At 63.4% G+C, this 16,671-nt stretch carries 17 protein-coding genes and 1 riboswitch; of the genes, 6 read left to right on the forward strand and 11 right to left on the reverse strand.

The window, feature by feature from the left end; genetic code table 11:
• Positions 1-50: 50 nt before the first annotated feature.
• From ABH939_RS03445 to ABH939_RS03455, 3 genes are all read right to left on the reverse strand, one after another.
• Positions 51-1,709, reverse strand: coding sequence for a DNA repair helicase XPB (locus tag ABH939_RS03445; RefSeq protein ID WP_003940219.1), 1,659 nt, complete (start codon positions 1,707-1,709; stop codon positions 51-53).
• 180 nt (positions 1,710-1,889) lie between these two features.
• The gene (locus ABH939_RS03450; RefSeq protein WP_404649331.1) at positions 1,890-2,966 is read right to left on the reverse strand and encodes an alcohol dehydrogenase catalytic domain-containing protein; all 1,077 of its coding nucleotides are present in this window, start codon (positions 2,964-2,966) and stop codon (positions 1,890-1,892) included.
• Positions 2,963-4,156 carry an LLM class flavin-dependent oxidoreductase gene (locus tag ABH939_RS03455; protein WP_047271186.1) on the reverse strand — a complete coding sequence of 398 codons (1,194 nt, stop codon included), beginning with the start codon at positions 4,154-4,156 and terminating at the stop codon, positions 2,963-2,965. The genes ABH939_RS03450 and ABH939_RS03455 overlap by 4 nt, the downstream gene beginning before the upstream one ends.
• Positions 4,157-4,371: 215 nt before the next feature.
• On the opposite strand from ABH939_RS03455, the gene ABH939_RS03460 reads away from it, so the two are divergent.
• Together ABH939_RS03460 and ABH939_RS03465 are read left to right on the forward strand one after the other, a co-directional pair.
• Complete coding sequence (locus tag ABH939_RS03460) at positions 4,372-4,683, forward strand: hypothetical protein (RefSeq protein ID WP_064073975.1); 312 nt, start codon at positions 4,372-4,374, stop codon at positions 4,681-4,683.
• Between the two features lie 54 nt (positions 4,684-4,737).
• Positions 4,738-5,388 (forward strand): TetR/AcrR family transcriptional regulator, encoded by a 651-nt coding sequence (locus ABH939_RS03465; RefSeq protein WP_075834174.1) that lies wholly within the window; start codon positions 4,738-4,740, stop codon positions 5,386-5,388.
• 424 nt (positions 5,389-5,812) lie between these two features.
• On the opposite strand, the gene ABH939_RS03470 is transcribed toward ABH939_RS03465, so the two are convergent.
• Positions 5,813-5,938: a hypothetical protein gene (locus ABH939_RS03470; RefSeq protein WP_007733507.1), complete on the reverse strand. Its 126-nt coding sequence runs from the start codon at positions 5,936-5,938 to the stop codon at positions 5,813-5,815.
• Between the two features lie 87 nt (positions 5,939-6,025).
• Entirely contained in the window at positions 6,026-8,350 is a 2,325-nt protein-coding gene (locus tag ABH939_RS03475; protein WP_099698053.1) for a helicase-associated domain-containing protein, read from the reverse strand.
• A gap of 60 nt (positions 8,351-8,410) precedes the next feature.
• On the opposite strand from ABH939_RS03475, the gene ABH939_RS03480 reads away from it, so the two are divergent.
• The gene (locus ABH939_RS03480) at positions 8,411-8,599 is read left to right on the forward strand and encodes a hypothetical protein (protein ID WP_019744939.1); all 189 of its coding nucleotides are present in this window, start codon (positions 8,411-8,413) and stop codon (positions 8,597-8,599) included.
• Positions 8,600-8,682: 83 nt separating this feature from the next.
• Here ABH939_RS03480 and ABH939_RS03485 read toward each other — a convergent pair whose 3' ends face one another.
• Positions 8,683-9,246, reverse strand: a complete 564-nt coding sequence (locus ABH939_RS03485) for a transglycosylase family protein (protein WP_003939675.1) — start codon at positions 9,244-9,246, stop codon at positions 8,683-8,685.
• An 8-nt stretch (positions 9,247-9,254) separates the two neighbouring features.
• A riboswitch (cyclic di-AMP (ydaO/yuaA leader) is annotated at positions 9,255-9,475 on the reverse strand.
• A 383-nt stretch (positions 9,476-9,858) separates the two neighbouring features.
• On the opposite strand from ABH939_RS03485, the gene ABH939_RS03490 reads away from it, so the two are divergent.
• The gene (locus ABH939_RS03490) at positions 9,859-11,256 is read left to right on the forward strand and encodes a YncE family protein (RefSeq protein WP_058226123.1); all 1,398 of its coding nucleotides are present in this window, start codon (positions 9,859-9,861) and stop codon (positions 11,254-11,256) included.
• Between the two features lie 94 nt (positions 11,257-11,350).
• Here ABH939_RS03490 and ABH939_RS03495 read toward each other — a convergent pair whose 3' ends face one another.
• Together ABH939_RS03495 and ABH939_RS03500 are read right to left on the reverse strand one after the other, a co-directional pair.
• Complete coding sequence (locus ABH939_RS03495) at positions 11,351-11,740, reverse strand: YccF domain-containing protein (protein WP_404649332.1); 390 nt, start codon at positions 11,738-11,740, stop codon at positions 11,351-11,353.
• 33 nt (positions 11,741-11,773) lie between these two features.
• Complete coding sequence (locus ABH939_RS03500) at positions 11,774-12,001, reverse strand: hypothetical protein (protein ID WP_003940194.1); 228 nt, start codon at positions 11,999-12,001, stop codon at positions 11,774-11,776.
• A gap of 215 nt (positions 12,002-12,216) precedes the next feature.
• On the opposite strand from ABH939_RS03500, the gene ABH939_RS03505 reads away from it, so the two are divergent.
• Complete coding sequence (locus tag ABH939_RS03505) at positions 12,217-12,630, forward strand: cold-shock protein (protein WP_007733502.1); 414 nt, start codon at positions 12,217-12,219, stop codon at positions 12,628-12,630.
• Positions 12,631-12,718: 88 nt separating this feature from the next.
• Here the strand turns inward: ABH939_RS03505 and ABH939_RS03510 are convergent, their stop codons facing one another.
• The 3 genes from ABH939_RS03510 to ABH939_RS03520 form a co-directional block, all read right to left on the reverse strand.
• Positions 12,719-13,186 (reverse strand): DUF2771 domain-containing protein, encoded by a 468-nt coding sequence (locus ABH939_RS03510; protein WP_223304425.1) that lies wholly within the window; start codon positions 13,184-13,186, stop codon positions 12,719-12,721.
• A 26-nt stretch (positions 13,187-13,212) separates the two neighbouring features.
• A complete protein-coding gene (locus ABH939_RS03515) occupies positions 13,213-14,907 on the reverse strand; it encodes an MFS transporter (protein WP_404649333.1) in 1,695 nt (564 codons plus the stop codon).
• Positions 14,908-14,976: 69 nt separating this feature from the next.
• Entirely contained in the window at positions 14,977-15,807 is an 831-nt protein-coding gene (locus tag ABH939_RS03520; RefSeq protein WP_234551918.1) for a glutaminyl-peptide cyclotransferase, read from the reverse strand.
• A 38-nt stretch (positions 15,808-15,845) separates the two neighbouring features.
• Between ABH939_RS03520 and ABH939_RS03525 the strand changes: the two genes are divergently transcribed.
• The gene (locus ABH939_RS03525; protein WP_404649474.1) at positions 15,846-16,667 is read left to right on the forward strand and encodes a DUF3027 domain-containing protein; all 822 of its coding nucleotides are present in this window, start codon (positions 15,846-15,848) and stop codon (positions 16,665-16,667) included.
• Positions 16,668-16,671: the final 4 nt, after the last annotated feature.

Genomic DNA, 16,671 nt, shown 5'->3' on the forward strand with positions numbered 1-16,671 from the left:
AGATAACTGGACGTATGTCCATTTAATTCTGCAACGTGTTGCAGAAATGCTCAGCCGATTGCAGGTCCGAGCAGGTCATCGGCGTCGGTGATCCGGTAGGCGTAGCCCTGTTCGGCGAGGAATCGCTGACGATGTGCCGCATACTCCGCATCGAGAGTGTCGCGCGAGACCACCGAATAGAAGTGAGCCTGACCGCCGTCGTGCTTGGGTCGCAGTAGGCGTCCGAGTCGCTGCGCTTCTTCCTGTCTCGACCCGAAGGTTCCCGAAACCTGCACGGCGACAGACGCCTCCGGAAGGTCGATCGAGAAGTTCGCGACCTTACTCACCACCAGCGTCTGGATCTCACCGTTACGGAACTGATCGAAGAGGATCTCGCGTTCCTTGTTCTTGGTGGATCCCTTGATCACCGGGGCGTTCAGGGCTTCGCCGAGTTCGTCGAGCTGATCGAGATACGCACCGATCACCAAAGTCGGAGAATCGGGGTGCTTGGCCAGGATCGACTTCACGACCGCAATTTTCGTGTGAGCCGTCGAGCACAGTTTGTAGCGCTCCTCCGGTTCGGCGACGGCATAGGACATGCGCTCGGCGTCCGTCATCGTCACTCGCACCTCGACGCAGTCGGCCGGCGCGATCCAGCCCTGCGCTTCGATGTCCTTCCACGGAGCGTCGTAGCGCTTGGGGCCGATGAGCGAGAAGACGTCGCCTTCGCGGCCGTCCTCACGAACCAGCGTTGCGGTCAGGCCGAGACGGCGGCGCGACTGCAGATCTGCCGTCATCCGGAAGACGGGCGCGGGCAGCAAGTGGACCTCGTCGTATATCACCAGTCCCCAGTCGCGGGAGTCGAAAAGTTCGAGGTGCTTGTACTCGCCCTTCGTGCGACGTGTGATCACCTGGTAGGTCGCGATCGTGACCGGCCGAATCTCCTTGCGCTCGCCGGAGTATTCGCCGATTTCTTCCTCGGTCAACGATGTACGCGCGATCAACTCACGCTTCCACTGACGACCGGCAACGGTATTGGTGACGAGGATGAGGGTGGTGGCCTTGGCCTTTGCCATCGCTGCGGCGCCCACCATCGTCTTGCCGGCGCCACACGGCAGCACGACGACGCCCGAGCCGCCGGCCCAGAACGAATCCGCTGCCATCTGCTGGTAGTCGCGCAGTTCCCAGTGGCCCTCTTCGAAAGCGAGATCGATCGGGTGCGCTTCGCCGTCCACGTAGCCGGCGAGGTCCTCGGCCGGCCAGCCCACCTTGAGCAGCATCTGCTTGAGGCGGCCGCGTTCGCTCGGGTGGACGATCACGGTGTCGTCGTCGACCTTCTCACCGAGCATCGGCGAGATCTTCTTGTGTCGCATCACCTCGGTGAGGACTGCGCGGTCGAGGCTGACCAGGATGAGGCCGTGCACCGGGCTCTTGACCAGCTGTAAGCGTCCGTACCTGGCCATCGTGTCGACGATGTCGACCAGCAGCGGTTGTGGAACCGCGAATCGTGAGTACGACACGAGCGCGTCGACAACCTGCTCGGCGTCGTGTCCGGCGGCGCGGGCATTCCACAAGGCCAGGGGAGTGATGCGATACGTGTGGACGTGTTCGGGGGCCCGTTCGAGTTCCGCGAAGGGGGCGATTGCCTGCCTGGCATCGCCGGCGCGCTCGTGGTCGACCTCCAACAGCAGCGTCTTGTCGGATTGGACGATCAACGGTCCGTCGGTCACGGAATCCTCCTAGTGAAGCAAACGCGGCAGCCACAGAGCGTTGCGCCGCGTTGTCGGCTGACGCCAACCCTGCCATTGTCCTGGTATCGGGGCGCAGACGCCAACATGCGACGCTCGCACAGCCCGAAGTAGAGGTGCCCGAGTGCGAGCACCCCTACGTCAACAGGGCAGGATCGACCGCTATTCCGGGAGGCCCGCGGGTAGCACGAGGATCTTCACGTGTTCGTCGGGTGCGCGCAGAGCTGCGAAAGCGTCCGAGACTCCATCCAGACCGACCCTGCCGGTGATGATCGCTTCGGCGTCGATCTCGCCGTCGGCGAGCCTCTGCAGGGTGATGTCGTAGGCATTCTCGTAAGGACCGTGACCGAAATTGATCGAGATCCTCCGGAACTGCCCGACGACGGGAATGATCGTCTCGTCGCCGAACGGCGCAGCCAGAACCTGAATCCGCGAGTTGAACGGCAGAGTGTGCATCAGTTCTCCGATGACTCCCGCCCGACCGCTGCATTCGTAGGCGATCAGAACTCCGTTCGCGGCCTGGCCGACAAGCTGGTTGCCTTCGGCGATCATTCGATTCCACAGTTCGATCGGATCCTGCTCGGCCGGATCGACGACGATGTCCGCGCCCATCTTCGCGGCGAGCTCGCGTCGTTTGGGGGAGGGCTCCGACGCGATGACGATCTGCGCTCCGCGCGCTTTCGCGGCGACGATGGCGCCCAGTCCGATCGTTCCGCAACCGATGACGAGCGCCGAATCGGCCGAGGTGAGGCCGGACTGTTGGAGATGCATCTCGCCGACGTGGAGAGGTTCGGCAAGTGTGGCGTGCTCGAGTGACAGGTGGTCGGGAACTTTGCGGACCCAGAACGCGTCGACGACTATGTGATCGCCGAACGCGCCGTGGTACTCGTTCGAGTAGCCGATGATCGTCGGGATCCCGGTAGCGGTGTCGGTGGCCAAGCCGATGCCGGCCACCCGATCGCCGATCGCGAAATCGTCTACTGCAGAACCGGTCTCGGAGACGAGACCCGCGTATTCGTGCCCCAGCACCACTGGCGCGTCCGGATCGAAGGTGGCGAGCGGGTAGCCCCCGTCGTGCGCGACCTGAACGAAGCGGCACGGGTCCTTCGACATGCTCAGGTCACTGCCGCAGATCCCGCAGGCGACGACGTCGATGCGGATCTGATGGGGTGCCAACGGCGGCGGGTCGGCGATCTCGGTGACCGCGAATTCTCCCTGCTGGAAACGGACGGCCCTCATGCGCGCACGGCTCCCGTCTCGGCCGGCCGGCCGTAGTAGTCGGTATGGGCTTTGGTGATCGCTCCGACCAGCCCGCCGATCAGGTATTCGCGGTTGTCCTCGGCGAACTGCATGCTCGCCTGACGCCCGACATTTCGCTTCCGGAAGTGCGGGACCACCTCGGAGGCGAACAATTCGTAGCTGCGTTTGGTGTCCTCCCAGCTCGCCATGTCGACGTGAAGGATCAAGAACGTGCCGAACCCTCCCGTCTTCTCGATCAGACGCTCGATCTGTGCGATCGCATCTTCGGGGGTACCGATGATCGCCTGACCGAACTCGCCGAGCGTGTCGTTGCGCCACTGATCGATGACTCCGGCCGGTGTATCTGCCCAGGCCGGGTTCTGGCCGGTCTGTCGATTCACGTAGGAAGCCATCGATCCGATCCGTCGGCTCACGGCGCGCTCGGCCTCCGCTCGGGTCTCGGCGATGAACATTGGAGTGACCACACGCCACGTCGCTCGGTTGGCGTGGTGGCCGTGCTCGGCCGAGACCTTCTCGTACACATCCCAGTTGCGATCCAGTGCGTCGAAGCCGCTGGGTGAACTCGCCGCGAGTGAGAGCAGGGAGAGGCCGTTCTTGCCGGCGAGCACCGAACCGTTGGGGGAAATCGTCGACGCTGTCACGGTCTCGATGCCGTCCGCACGGTAGGTGGGCAGTTGCGCACGTGCGTCACGCAACGTGAACCAGTCGGTTTCCATGTTGACGACCTCGCCGCGAAGCAACGCGAGAATGGCCTCGAGCGCTTCGCCCTGGCGACGACGCTGGTCCGACGGGTTGATGCCCATCATGTGCGCATCGAGGGGGATCTTGCCCGGGCCGGTGCCGAAGATGAGTCGTCCGCGCGTCTGCAGATCGAGCTGAGTGATGCGGTCGGCCGTGATCAACGGGTGGTGATAGGGCAGAGACGTCACGCCTGTGCCGAACTGGATGCGCTCGGTTCGCTCTGCGGCGGCCGCGATGAACATGTCCGGGGCAGGCACGATCTCGGCGCCGGTCGAATGATGCTCACCCATCCACGCTTCTTCGAATCCGAGGTGGTCCAGGTGTGTCATGAGGTCGATATCGCGTCTGAGTTGCAGGGCGGGATCGGCGTCGAGCGGATGGTACGGGGCGAGGAAGGCTCCGAAGCGGATGGACGATGCGGACCACACGATGACAACTCCTGTCGACAGGGGAGTGATTTGGATCACTCGCTCTGATCGAGATGTCTAACATGGATCAACTGATCCAATAAGTTGAGCCTCCCGCACAGTGGGAGATTTGTAATCACCTGTAGTTCAACGTTATCTGGTGCAATGACGTCGGATATCGTGGTTGCAAGTCGATCGACTGAACCAAGTACTTTCCGAAGGAGTATTGAAGAGGTATGCAACTGGACGTCACAATCACCCCCGACTCCTCGACCGTCGAACTGAACAGTGTCGACGACTTCACCAGTCTCTCGGTCGTCGTTGGCGGCGACGATCGATCCGAGACTCTGAGTCGGGTACTGGAACCGTGGGGGGAACTCGAGGGGGATCACGTCTGGCTCGACATCGGCCACTTGGAGCAAGCCGTCGCTGCCCGGATCGGAAACACCGAGTGGAGACAGAAGTTCTCCGCGATGGTGGTCTACGCACGCGCCCACGGCTGGGTGGATCGCGACAACAGGGTGCGAGCACACCGTGAATCACTCTGACTCCGCGTTCGCCACGGTTGAGACGTTTGTCGAGCCCGTGCGAAGCTCGTTCGTATGACCGACTCCCGGCAGAACCGTCAAGGCGACGCGACGCGTCTGCGTTTGCTCAAAACTGCTGAACGGCTTTTCGCGACAGAGGGATTGGATGCAGTTTCGCTGCGCTCGGTCAACGCCGCGGCCGGTCTCGGGCCGTCATCGGTCCACTACCATTTCGGAACCAAGGACGATCTGGTCGCAGCGGTGCTGTTGGACATGGGAACGTCGGTGCGAGATCAGATCAGCGCGAACGTCGACGCCCTCTCCGCCGACAAGACGCCGCCGACGGTCGAGGCGCTGGTACGGGCCGTCACTGCGCCCTACAAGGCATTGCTCCTTCGCCATCGCACGCGGGGAATGCGATGGATCAGAATCGTCACGCAGATCTCGCAGCCGCAGATGTCACGACCGGGCCATCCAGCCCTCGAGGCGACCGAGCTGCACTTGCGTGAACATCTTCTCGACCAGGTCCGTCGTACTTTTCCTGCTACCGATCCCGAACGGCTCGAGACTCGCTGGGCGATTGCCTTGATGGGCTTCCTCCAGGCGTTGAGCCGGGCGGACGATTGGAGCGGAAGTGGCAAGCCGCTCGCGCCGGAGCGGCTTGCCGACTTCTACGAGGACCAGGTCGTCTTTCTTATGGGTGGTGTGCGGCAGTTATTGGGGTGAGCGCCTAATCGATGCGTCTCCTATTTCTGCGCGACCACTGACTTCCGCATTTCCATTACATGAGTAATAGCTTCGGAAATTCCGGACCGGTAACCGATATTCTTTTCGGAATCACCCGGAGTGGAATCAAGCTCCGATTCGAGTCTTGTTTGAATGCGGTCCAGGGTATGGATTGTTCTTTTCACGATGGTTGATTCTCTTTCTGCGGTAAATCCGATAGAAGTATTCCGGATTGCCGAGCGTGTTCGTCGAGGACGCAGAGTGAAGCGAGGGTCATGCCCGCTGCGTACCCGCGCGAGCGTGCGTCAGTTCCTCGATTACGTGACTTGAACAGGTTGAACGTTTCGTGCAGGTGCACGAGGGTGTCGGTAGAGGCAGGCATTGGTCAGCTTCGCAATCAGCTCGTCTTCTCTGGACTTTGCTGTCAGCTCCGCTTCCGCTTACGGATGAACTCGGAAGACTCCGCAGTTTTCGCCCGCTTCTCCGCGCGGCGTTCCTTGATCGACTGGGCGGGTTTCTTCATGTTCTTACCCGGCGCCTTGTCAGCCATTGTCGCTCCTCATTTTTCGAAGTGGCAATCACAAACTGACCTCGACCATACTTCATTTACAGAAAAAAGCCAGTTGCTTCTTTTTTGCTACTTTTTTCCGGAGTCGACGGGGCTGACGGAAGTAATTCGGTGCAACGTGAAACGGCGAACCGCGCCGCTCGCGGGGTCGAAGGCGTCCAGCTGTCCGCCGCCCACGCTGACGGGGTCGACGATGCGATGCGTCGCGACCCCCTGGGCGTCGACGTAGCCGATGTTGACGCTCGAATTGTCTCGGGCCGCCGTGGCCAGCAAGGCGATGGTGGCGGCGTTGTTCTCCCGTGAACCGTCCGTTCGCACTCCGCCGCGGCCGGGGGCGGAAGCACGGTCTCCGGCCCGCATCGTGCGGACCAACGACGCCAGCTGATCCGCCGACGGGCTCGCCGGCATCCTCGACGCCGGTCGGCTGCGACGGTTGGGTACACGTGCCCCGCGTGGGCGGAGATCGACCAACGTGCCCGAGGAGTCCTCACCTGCCGGCGCGAATCCGGCGGCTCGCAGCTCGGTCAGGACTTCGCGGAGAGGGGCCTGCGAAATCGCGACGGTGGGAGCCAAGGCGCGCAGTGCCAACGGCTCGGCCACTGCGGATGCGAGGACCTCCGCCAGCAGTGACGCGTCCTCACATCGAATGAACGACGCCGCCACTCCGGCACGCAGTCGTCCGTGTCGACGGGCGACATCGTCGACCAGATACGAAAGTGATTGGGGGACAGGAGTCTTCGATTTCGAAGCGAACATCGTATGCAGTTCGGTGGCCGTCAGACCGGCGTCGAGCGCACGACGCACGCTGTCCTCGCTGATGCGGTACATGGACGCCGATCCGGCCGACTCGATGTCTGCGACCAGGCTCACCTGCTCGAGCAGGTCCGGTACCAGCGGGCCGGGCGCAACCAGAGTCAGATCTGCCTGGACCAGGATGTAGTCGATGGGCTCGGGTAGGGCGGACTGCATTTCGGCTTCGGCGTCCCCGCCGTGCAGCAAAGCTCGTCCAGGTGACGACAACGCGCCGCGGGCCACCAGCCCGAGCGCGGCGGCCTCGTCCAGAGTCCGCTCGATCGCGAACGTCCGTAGGCGCCCGCTCCATCGCGGGCGTCGCCACGCCAGTAGTCGACTTACCTCGACGGCCGACGCGGTCTGGCCGCTGTCGAGTTCGGAGAGCAGCCCGAGAATGGCCTGACGATCTCGCGGAGCCGCCGGAGCGCGGCCCTCCTCGGACAACGCCGCGATCGGCTTGTCGGTGGAATCGCGCAGCCCGATCATCCACGGGACTCGAGGTACGTCGACCCAGGCGGACGCCAGGACCTCCCACCGTCGCGCTGTGGATGCGTTCAGCCAGCCGTCGACCGCGAGCGTGGGCGTCCAGTATTCGTCCGCGTTGTCCGAGACCGGCGCCGGATCTGGTGTTCCACTGGCGATGAGTCCGGCTGCCGAGAGCAACTCGACAAGTAGGCTCACGCGCGCTTCGTCGAGATCGGCCGTCTTGGCCACGCGTCGTAGTTCTCGAACACCGAGCCCACCGGCTCGCAGTGCGGGGGCCGGCGCTGCGCCCAGAACAGCGATCACGTTCTCGCATTGGCGTACCAACTCGAGCGCCTCGCCGGCTGCTGCGGCGTTCACGTCCGCCGGCTTGAGTTTGTCGCCCCCGATGACAGGTTCGGTCAGCGTCGTCGGATCGAAAACCGGCTCGCCGCGGATGACCTGACGAACCGTCGCCGGAAGCTCGACGGTCTGCTCGTCGAGCCACCGCAGCAGGCCGGCCGCCAGCAGTCGTTGAACCGGGCGCTCTGGCGGCGTTCCGGGGGCAGCGTCGCGGGTGCGACCGATCGGGCTGGAGTTGGCGAGTGTCTCGAGGAGATCCCGCTCGCGGGTGTCCAGAGCGTTGAGCGCAGCCGAGATCTCGGTCTCGGTCATCGCCTCGGCAGGTTCGAGGGCGCGCCCCACACGCCACGGAATCATCCCGATGACTGCCGGGACGACGCTGATGGGATCGACACCCCAGATGAGGGCGGACGCGCGCATCTTCGACAGAGACTTGTCGACGGCCTTCTTGGTGACCTTGCCCTTGCCGGTCAGGGCGCGTTCGGCGATCGCACTGTTGAGCTCCGCCCGCGTCATCGGAGTTTCCTCGGCGCCGGCCAGTGCCAACAATTCGAGAAGACCGAAATCGAGGGTGTCGAGTTCGTCCGCGGCTCGGCTGACCGACGCGCGTTGCTGTGCCCGACCGCTGAGAACCACCATCGTGCTCGGCGGCGGTACGGCCAGATCGGGGCGCAGACGCAGCAACTCCGTCAACTCGGCGTCACTGCGCGCCGAGAGCCAATCGGTCAGACTTTCGGCTGCGGAACTGCCCGCCGGGGTGCCACGTGTTTCGGTCATCAGGTATCAGATTAGAGACCTGGTCTGTACGGCGTAACGGCGTCCTGTCAAAATGACTTCGTGGCCAACAATTCGAAGCAACACTATGTAGATCCAGGATGGCCGGAAACTGCAGACGGAGATCACGCAGTGACCGAATTGTCATCGACCCGCGCAGGTGGACTTTCACCCTTCGGCGAGGACACCACCTTTCCGGTTCCGGTGGAGTCACTTCCTTACGTACACCCGCACACCGTCATCAACCGATAACAACTCGACACGAAGAAGGCCCGCACCGATTCGGTGCGGGCCTTCTTGATGTTCGAGCGTCCGAGCGGACAGTCTTGCCGGTGTTACTTGAGGAACGACTTCGCGGTGTCGGCGACTGCGAGGATCTGCGGGTCGACCGGGATGCCGTTGGCCTCGGCGAATGCGATTGCCTGATCGATGGCGTCGGCGACCGGGTGTGCAACGGTCTGTGCGACCTGCTGAGCCGGAGCCGGAGCTGCCTGAGGAGCCGTGGTGGCCGGAGCGGAACGCTCGGTGGCGCCGCTGCTCAGCCCGAGGCTGGAGGAGCAGGACGGCCATGCGCCCCAACCCTGGTTTGCGAGAACACGCTCGGCAACAACGATCTGCTGCTCGCGAGTGGCCTGGTTTGCGGTGGCTGCGTACTGTCCGCCGCCGTGTGCGTTCCACGTGCTGGGGGAGAACTGCAGTCCGCCCTGGTAACCGTTGCCTGTGTTGATGGCCCAGTTTCCGCCGGCCTCACACTGGGCGAGACGATCCCAGTCGGAGTCGGGGGCAGCGTTTGCGGTTCCGGTGGCTGCAATTCCTGCTACGCCCATGATGGCGCCGGTGACGGCGACCTTGGCGACAGTGCGGCCGGTGGTGGTGGGCTTGCGATGGCGTCCGCTCATGATGGTCGAAATCCTCTCCACACGCGCCTGCGAGGTCAGCTGTCGGGTTCGGGCTGAGAGGTCGCCCGGCCTCGCCTTTCCTGGCTGGAAAGGGTCTGGCTTCACCCCAAGATTCGGTCTTGCGATCGAACCGGTGTCCACTGGAGAACTTTTCTGTTCTCACAGAGGACTTTGGGTCCCCCGTCCTCGTCCCTGGAATGCTCTGTCGGAAGTCCGGTACCCGCGGGACAAGGCTTGGCGCGGCGGGCCGGAGGTGGCCGAGTTTCCCGGCCGAAAACGACGGTAACGGCTCGAGTCGCTCGTGTCACCATTTGATAACGCGGCGTGGCGAAAGCCGTACAACGCGTCACACAAAGCGCAGGAGACTCTTCCCAGGTAGGTGGGGGTGCCCGAGTGAATGTCCGGTTGTGTCCGTTCCGTTATCCATCCGTAATGTGAGCAAGGTCACACGTTATGTGGAAATACAATTTCGGGCGATTGAGAGGCGTGTCGATCCGGGCCCAAGGTGTGGCCCGTGTCTCAACATCGAGATCGAAACTTAGGTTAGGTTTGCCTGACTTGCCTCGATTGGGCAGGTTTCGCAGAGTCTTCCAAAGAAGTAGGGCACCCCTCATGAAACTGCAATACCGTCGGCGTGCGGTCACCGCATCACTCGCCGTCGCCGCTGCTGCTGTCGGCCTGGCCGTCACTGCTCCCGCTGCACACGCCTCACCCGAGGATCCGACACACGGTGTTGTCGGAAGCTATTCCGCAACCCAGCCCGGCGACATCGTCGTCGACTCGGCAACCCACCGCGGATACATCACGCAGTACGGCGGACCGACCAGCTCGTTGTCCGTCGTCGACACGAACACCGGCAAGTCCGTCGGCACCATCGACGGCGTCGTCGGTTACCCGTCGGCACTTGCCGTCGACTCAGGCCTCGGACGCGCATACGTGTCCTCCTCCTACGGCGGCGCGATCTCGATTGTCGACACGAAGACCGGGAAGGTCGAAAAGACGGTCACGCTGAGCGAGAAGAACCCCGACGGCTCGCGTCCGCAGATCAACGATGTCGTCGTCGATCCCACAACACACCGCGCGTACTTCTCGGACTACAAGTCCGGCAACATCCGAGTCGTCGACCCCAACGCCGCCGACGCCGTGTCGAGCATTCTGGTCCACAAGTCGGCAACGCCGACCAAGCTCGCCTTCGACAGTGTCCGTGGCTTCCTCTACATCGCGGACACCAACTTCTTCGACGAGAATTACGGCCGCACGCTGTGGCAGGCGGACGTACGCAAGGGCGGAGCACTCAAGTCGATCGTGCGTGCCGACAACCTCTACCCGGTCGACGTCGATGTCGACACGAACACCGGCAACATCTACATGACCGACACCCGGGCAACCAACCTGTGGGCGATCACCCCGGCCGGCGCGGTTCTGTCGAAGACCACGCTGTCTCCGACTGCGATTCCCAACGGCGTGGTCGTCGACGCTGCGGCAGGCATTGCATATGTCGCGGACGTCATGAACGGACACCTGTGGTCGGTCGATCTGACGACCCGCGCCACCACCGCTCTGACCGATACCAAGGTTCCGGCACTGGAGAAGGTCAAAAACCTCGCGCTCGACACCTCGACCGGCGCCATCGCGTCGACGACCAACGGGGGCAAGGTGACAGTCGTTGCTGCGTACCCGCTACCCGCGACCGTCGAATTGCCTGCCGCTCAGGTAGGTAAGGCGTATTCGCAGAAGCTCACTGCCGCCGATGCGCGCGCAACCTTTGCACTCACCAGTGGCACTCTGCCCGGCGGACTGTCCCTCGCACAGGACGGCACCATCTCGGGTACCCCCACCGCTGTCGGCAGCGTCACCGTCGAGGTCACTGCGAAGAGCGTGCTTTCGCGTGCTTCGAGCGTGACCATCGTGGTCTCCGAGGGGCCGGTCGGCCCCGTCGATCCGGGCAACCCGGGAACGGGTACCGGTTCGCTCGGTAACCTCCCCGGACTCGGTAGCCTCGGCCGCTGATACGACCTGATACCAGAGAACCCGACCACAGCACCTGCTGTGGTCGGGTTCTTCGGTCCGCGGGCCCGCTATGCGTAATCGACGCGGTCCACGACTATGCGTAATTCACCCGGTCCACGTCGACGATCTCCTTGCCGAGCGGCATCAGCGAGATCGGAATCATCTTCAGGTTCGCGACCGCGAGCGGAATTCCGATGATCGTGATCGCCATCGCGACGGCGGTGACGATGTGTCCGATCGCCAACCAGATACCGGCGATGATCACCCAGATGACATTGCCGATCATCGAACCGACACCAGCGGTCGGCTTGTCGACGCCGGTCTTACCGAACGGCCACAGTGCGTAGATGCCGATGCGGAATGCCGCGATTCCGAAGGGAATCGTGATGATGAGGATGCAGCAGATGATGCCTGCGGCGAAGTAACCCAACGCCAGCCAGAAGCCGCCGAAGACCAGCCAGATCACGTTCAGGAGGATTCTCATGGTCAGTGACCTTTCGGTTGGAGGCGGGAGTGATCAGCGCACGCGTCGACCGGATCTGAGCGTGTAGACGATGGCCAGGAGGAAGCCGATCGGGCACGCGAGTGCTACCAGGTACAACGCCAGGCCGGGTGGGGTGTCGCTGAAGATATGGACTGCGAAGATGGCCACGATCGCCAGGAATCCGACGATGAACAGTGCCATCGCCGTACGGAACAGACCGTTTCCGGTGCCGGAAGTGCGCGGGTTCGGTTGAGGGTCCACACCTACGAGGATAGTGCCTGTAAACCTGGGTGCCGACCCGGGTTCGTCACAGGTAGACTGTTAACAGACTGCGCGCCCCGCTGAAGCAAGTGTGGGGCGCGTTCTTTTGCATTCTTCCACCGGAAGCGATGCGAGCAAGGCCATGAGGCTCTTCCGAGAGCCTCCCGAGCACATTGGGGCAGACGCCCCAGTCGAGTGATGAGCAGGTGAACGCGGTGCCGACCGGCAAGGTGAAGTGGTACGACGTCGAAAAGGGTTTCGGCTTTCTGTCGCAGGAAGAGGGCGAGGACGTCTACGTCCGTGCTTCCGCTCTCCCCGAGGGCGTCGAAGGCTTGAAGGCCGGCCAGCGCGTCGAGTTCGGAATGGCTGCGGGCCGCCGCGGTCCGCAGGCACTGAGCCTGAAGGTACTCGAGCCGGCGCCGTCGTTGCGCGGCGCGACGGCGACGCGTCGTGAGCCCGTCGAGCGTAAGCACACCCCTGATCAGTTGCACGGCATGGTCGAGGACATGATCACGTTGCTCGAGGCGAAGGTCCAGCCGGATCTGCGCAACGGCAAGTACCCGGACCGCAAGACCGCTCAGCGGATCTCCGAGGTCGTCCGGGCCGTCGCTCGCGAGCTCGACACCTGATCGCTCGATACGAGCTGCCATACACGGCTTCGAAACAAAATGCCCTGCACACCAATCGGTGTGCAGGGCATTTTCGACGTTCCGGGGATCAGGCGGTCTTGATCGACCAGATCAGCAGTCCCTGTTCGCTTCCCTCACCGACGGCGAGGTGGATTTCGACGCCGACGAGTTGCTTGACGGGATCGCTCGAAGACTCGACCGTCACTGCCAGGGCCTCGCCGGGCTCGAAGACTCGGGGCTCACCGGTCTGGTTGCCGTCGGCATCCTCGTAGACGGCGAGCAGTGCCCACTGCGCATCCGAGACGTCCGTCGACAACGACAGCTGCAGCGGGTAGCCCGCTGGAACGTCGAGTGCGTAGATGTCGCCCACCTGGGCGCACTGGGACAGGTCGATGGTGCAGAAACCGGCAGGGTTCGTTTCGATCGTCTTGCCGTGTGCGTATGCAGTGATGACCGGCAGCTTGTCGGGGTCGTCGTTGATGTTCTTGATGATCACGAAAAGAACGGAGACGTAAGCAACCAGTGCCACCACCATCAGGACACTGATCGCTGCCACGATCTTCTTTGTTCTCGAGCGCATCATCACTGCGGAGTACTTCCTTGTCCTCGGTTGGATTTACCGGTGTAAATCACTTCGGTCACTTCTTGTTCGGCCAGATCGGGTCGCTTCCCGCCGAGGCCGGGCAGGAGGCTGCTTCCTCGGTAGCTCAGGAAGGTCTGCAGAAGCCCGATCGTCAGGAACACCGATACAACAGTGAACCCGATCCAGTATTCGGTCGGAAGCAGAACCCCCAATGCGCCGCCGAGTACCCAGCTCAGCTGCAGAACCGTCTCGGATCTACCGAATCCGGACGCGATCGATTCCTCGGGCAGGTCGTGCTGGAGTGACGCGTCGAGTGAGACCTTGGCGAGCGCGCTGGCGGCCGATGCGATGAGCGTGGCAAGCGCGGCCGTCATGAGGTTGTCCGTCAGAGCTGCGATCACCGCGATGATCCACACCGACGCAGTGCACCGGAGCACGATCAAGGCAGGCCGGCCGAGCTTGAGGCGCGCACCCGTGGCATTTCCGGCGAAGTTACCCAGACCGGCTGCTGCGCCGACCAGGCCGAGCATCATGGCCTGCTGGAGCGGCTCGTGATCGGTGCGTGATTTGGCGACGAACGCGATGTAGAGCGTCAGGAAGCCGGTGAGCACGCGAATGGTGCCGTTGCCCCAGAGTCCGATGATCACGGCGCGTCCGAGAGGCTGACGGACCTTGGCAGGTTTGGCGTCCGGCTGCGGTGGGGCGCTGCCGGCGTGATGCGCTTCGTCCGGGTGGTAGGTGATGGTCGCGGGAACCTCACCCTCGGTGACCTCGACCCACGACGGGATTCGCATGCTCAGATATGCGCCGAACACGGTGACGGCGACCGCGAACCACAAGGCGCCGGTGGAACCGAAAGCGAGCGCGAGCGCACCTGCGACCGCGCCGGCCCCGATCGTTCCACCGATCAGCCCGAAGACCGTCAGACGCGAATTCACGCGCACCAGGTCTATTTCCGGTGGTAGGACGCGTGGTGTCACTGCGCTCTTGAGCACCGAGAACGATTTACTGAGCACCATCAGGCCGAGCGCGGCCGGATAGAGGATCCAACTGTCGAAGTTGAAGACCAGGATCACCGCGAGGAGCGTCCGGATTCCGAACGACGACGCGAGTGCGATGCGGCGTCCGCGCTGCAACCGGTCGAGCATGGGGCCGATGAGCGGTGCGATGACCGCGAACGGTGCGATCGTGATCAGGAGATAGAGCGCGACCTTGGTCTTGTCCTCGCCCGTCGCGGCCGAGAAGAACAGCGTGTTGGCCAGAGCGACGGAGATCGCCGCGTCGGTCGCGTTGTTCGTCATCACCGCGTAGGTGAGAGCGGTCAGACCGGACTTGTCCGCGCCGTCGGCCTTCGCCGCGCGCTGGAAGGTCGCGATGCCCTTGTTCGTCAGTTCGCGGCTGCGCATCGCTGCGACGCGAGTGACGGTGAGCTTGCGAGGCATCGGTGGAGCCTTGGGAGCGTCCGCCCCCGGCGTCTTCGAACCGGCCGCGGATTCGGAGTCTCCCCGCGATTCGGGAATCGGATGCAGCGGTGGCAAAGGCGTGCGACGGGCAGCGGGACGGGCCGAAGGTGGGTAATTGTCCGGGCGGGCCGCGGGTGGGTAATTGTCGTAACCGGGGTGCACCTGTTGCCCCTCCGGCTCGTCGTGGATTCGCCGAGTTTCGGGGTCGTAGGGTTCGCGCGGTCCGGTCACCACTCAATTCTGTCCTAGTGTCGGCGCGGCTACCACGCACACCCCTGCGAGTCCTGTGTCATGTCGGACTCAGTTAACAAAACGGACTTCGAACATCTGCGGCCAATACTTGCCGGTGAGCAGGAATCGATCGGTACCGGGAATCTGCGCGATGCCGTTGAGAACGTCGACGGTGCTGGTCGATCCGTCCGCGACGAGTTCTTCGCGTAGCGGCGAAGCGTCGTACACGTTCGTTACGGTGCCGTCCGACGGGTCGATTCGGACGACGGTATCCGTGGTCCAGACATTGGCGTAGACGGAGCCGTCTTCGGAGCATTCCAGTTCGTTCAGTTTGCCGACGGACTCCGAAGATCTGGTGACGTCGATCGTGGAGATCGACGCGAAGGTTTCGGGATCGCGAAAGGTCAACGTGGCCGAACCGTCGCTCGAGACCAGCCGATCCCCGAGCGAACAGATTCCCCATCCCTCGGTGTCGAGTGGGAACCGCCCCCGTTCGGTCAAGGTGTCCTTGTCACGGGCGATGGCAACGCCGTCTTTCCAGGTGAGTTGCCACAGTGTGTCTCCGGCGACCGTGATGCCCTCACCGAACAACGGCGGGTTGAGATCGGCACGCGCAACTTCCGGTCCCGAGGCGGGGGACTGCTCGTCGGAGATCTCGCTCGAGCGCACCCAGGACTGCCCGACGCGTCCGGTGCTTTCGTACAACCGGTTTCCGTCGATCTCGAGGCCCTGCGTGAACGCGTCGGGATCGTGCGCGGACACTCGAACGATCTCGACGGAGCCGGTTTCGGACGTGAGGTTGTCGGGAGCGCCGGGGGAATCGGAGCACCCCGCCAAGGCCGAGGCGATCACGGCGACCACTGCAAAAGTGCGCACGGAATTGGCGTGTGACCTACTCATCTGCCCAGCATGGCAGCCCAGTGCGTTGCGGACTTGCGGTGGTGCGGCAAACTGGAGGAGTGAGTGTTGCTACTTCTCCAGAGCGTGCAGTGCCGCGCCCAGTACTGGCCGATGCGGTCGAGCTTGCCCGAAAGGCAGTCGTCGACCTGCGTGAAGGCGGTGTGGGGGCATACCTCGGCGTGACGTCGGAGGACGAATTCGCCGCCACCCATCGATTTGCAGCAGACATTCCGGGATACCGCGGTTGGCAGTGGGCGGTTGTCGTCGCTGCCGGACCGGAGGACACCCACGCCACGATCAGTGAGTTGGCGCTGTTGCCGGGTCCCGACGCGTTGGTTGCGCCGGAATGGCTCCCATGGGATCAGCGGATTCGTCCCGGCGATCTGTCCGTCGGTGACCTACTCGCCCCGCCGGCCAAGGATCCTCGCCTCGTTCCCGGCTACGTCGCCACCGGTGACCCGGAAGTCGACGAGGTAGCTCTCGAAATCGGGCTCGGCCGCAAACAGGTCATGAGCCGCGAGGGCCGACTCGATGCCGCGCAGCGTTGGTTCGACGGTGACTTCGGCCCGGAGTCGGAGATGGCGAAGGCCGCGCCGTCGACGTGTGGACTGTGTGGATTCTTCCTTCCACTCGCCGGTTCGCTGCACGCAGCGTTCGGTGTGTGCGGAAACGAACTCTCCGCAGACGGCCGTGTGGTCAGCATGTCTTACGGTTGTGGCGCGCACTCGGACACCAGCTTGCCGCTCGGTGCGGGCTCGCCGCAGTTCGACGCATTCGACGACGGGGCCGTCGAGCTGATTGCGGTGCCCGCTCGCCGGTCGAGCGCTGTTGCAGTTGAGGATTCGGTATCCACCGAGTAGAAGA

It is taken from the genome of Rhodococcus sp. 27YEA6, assembly GCF_044908235.1.
GTDB classification, from domain to species: domain Bacteria; phylum Actinomycetota; class Actinomycetes; order Mycobacteriales; family Mycobacteriaceae; genus Rhodococcus_F; species Rhodococcus_F qingshengii.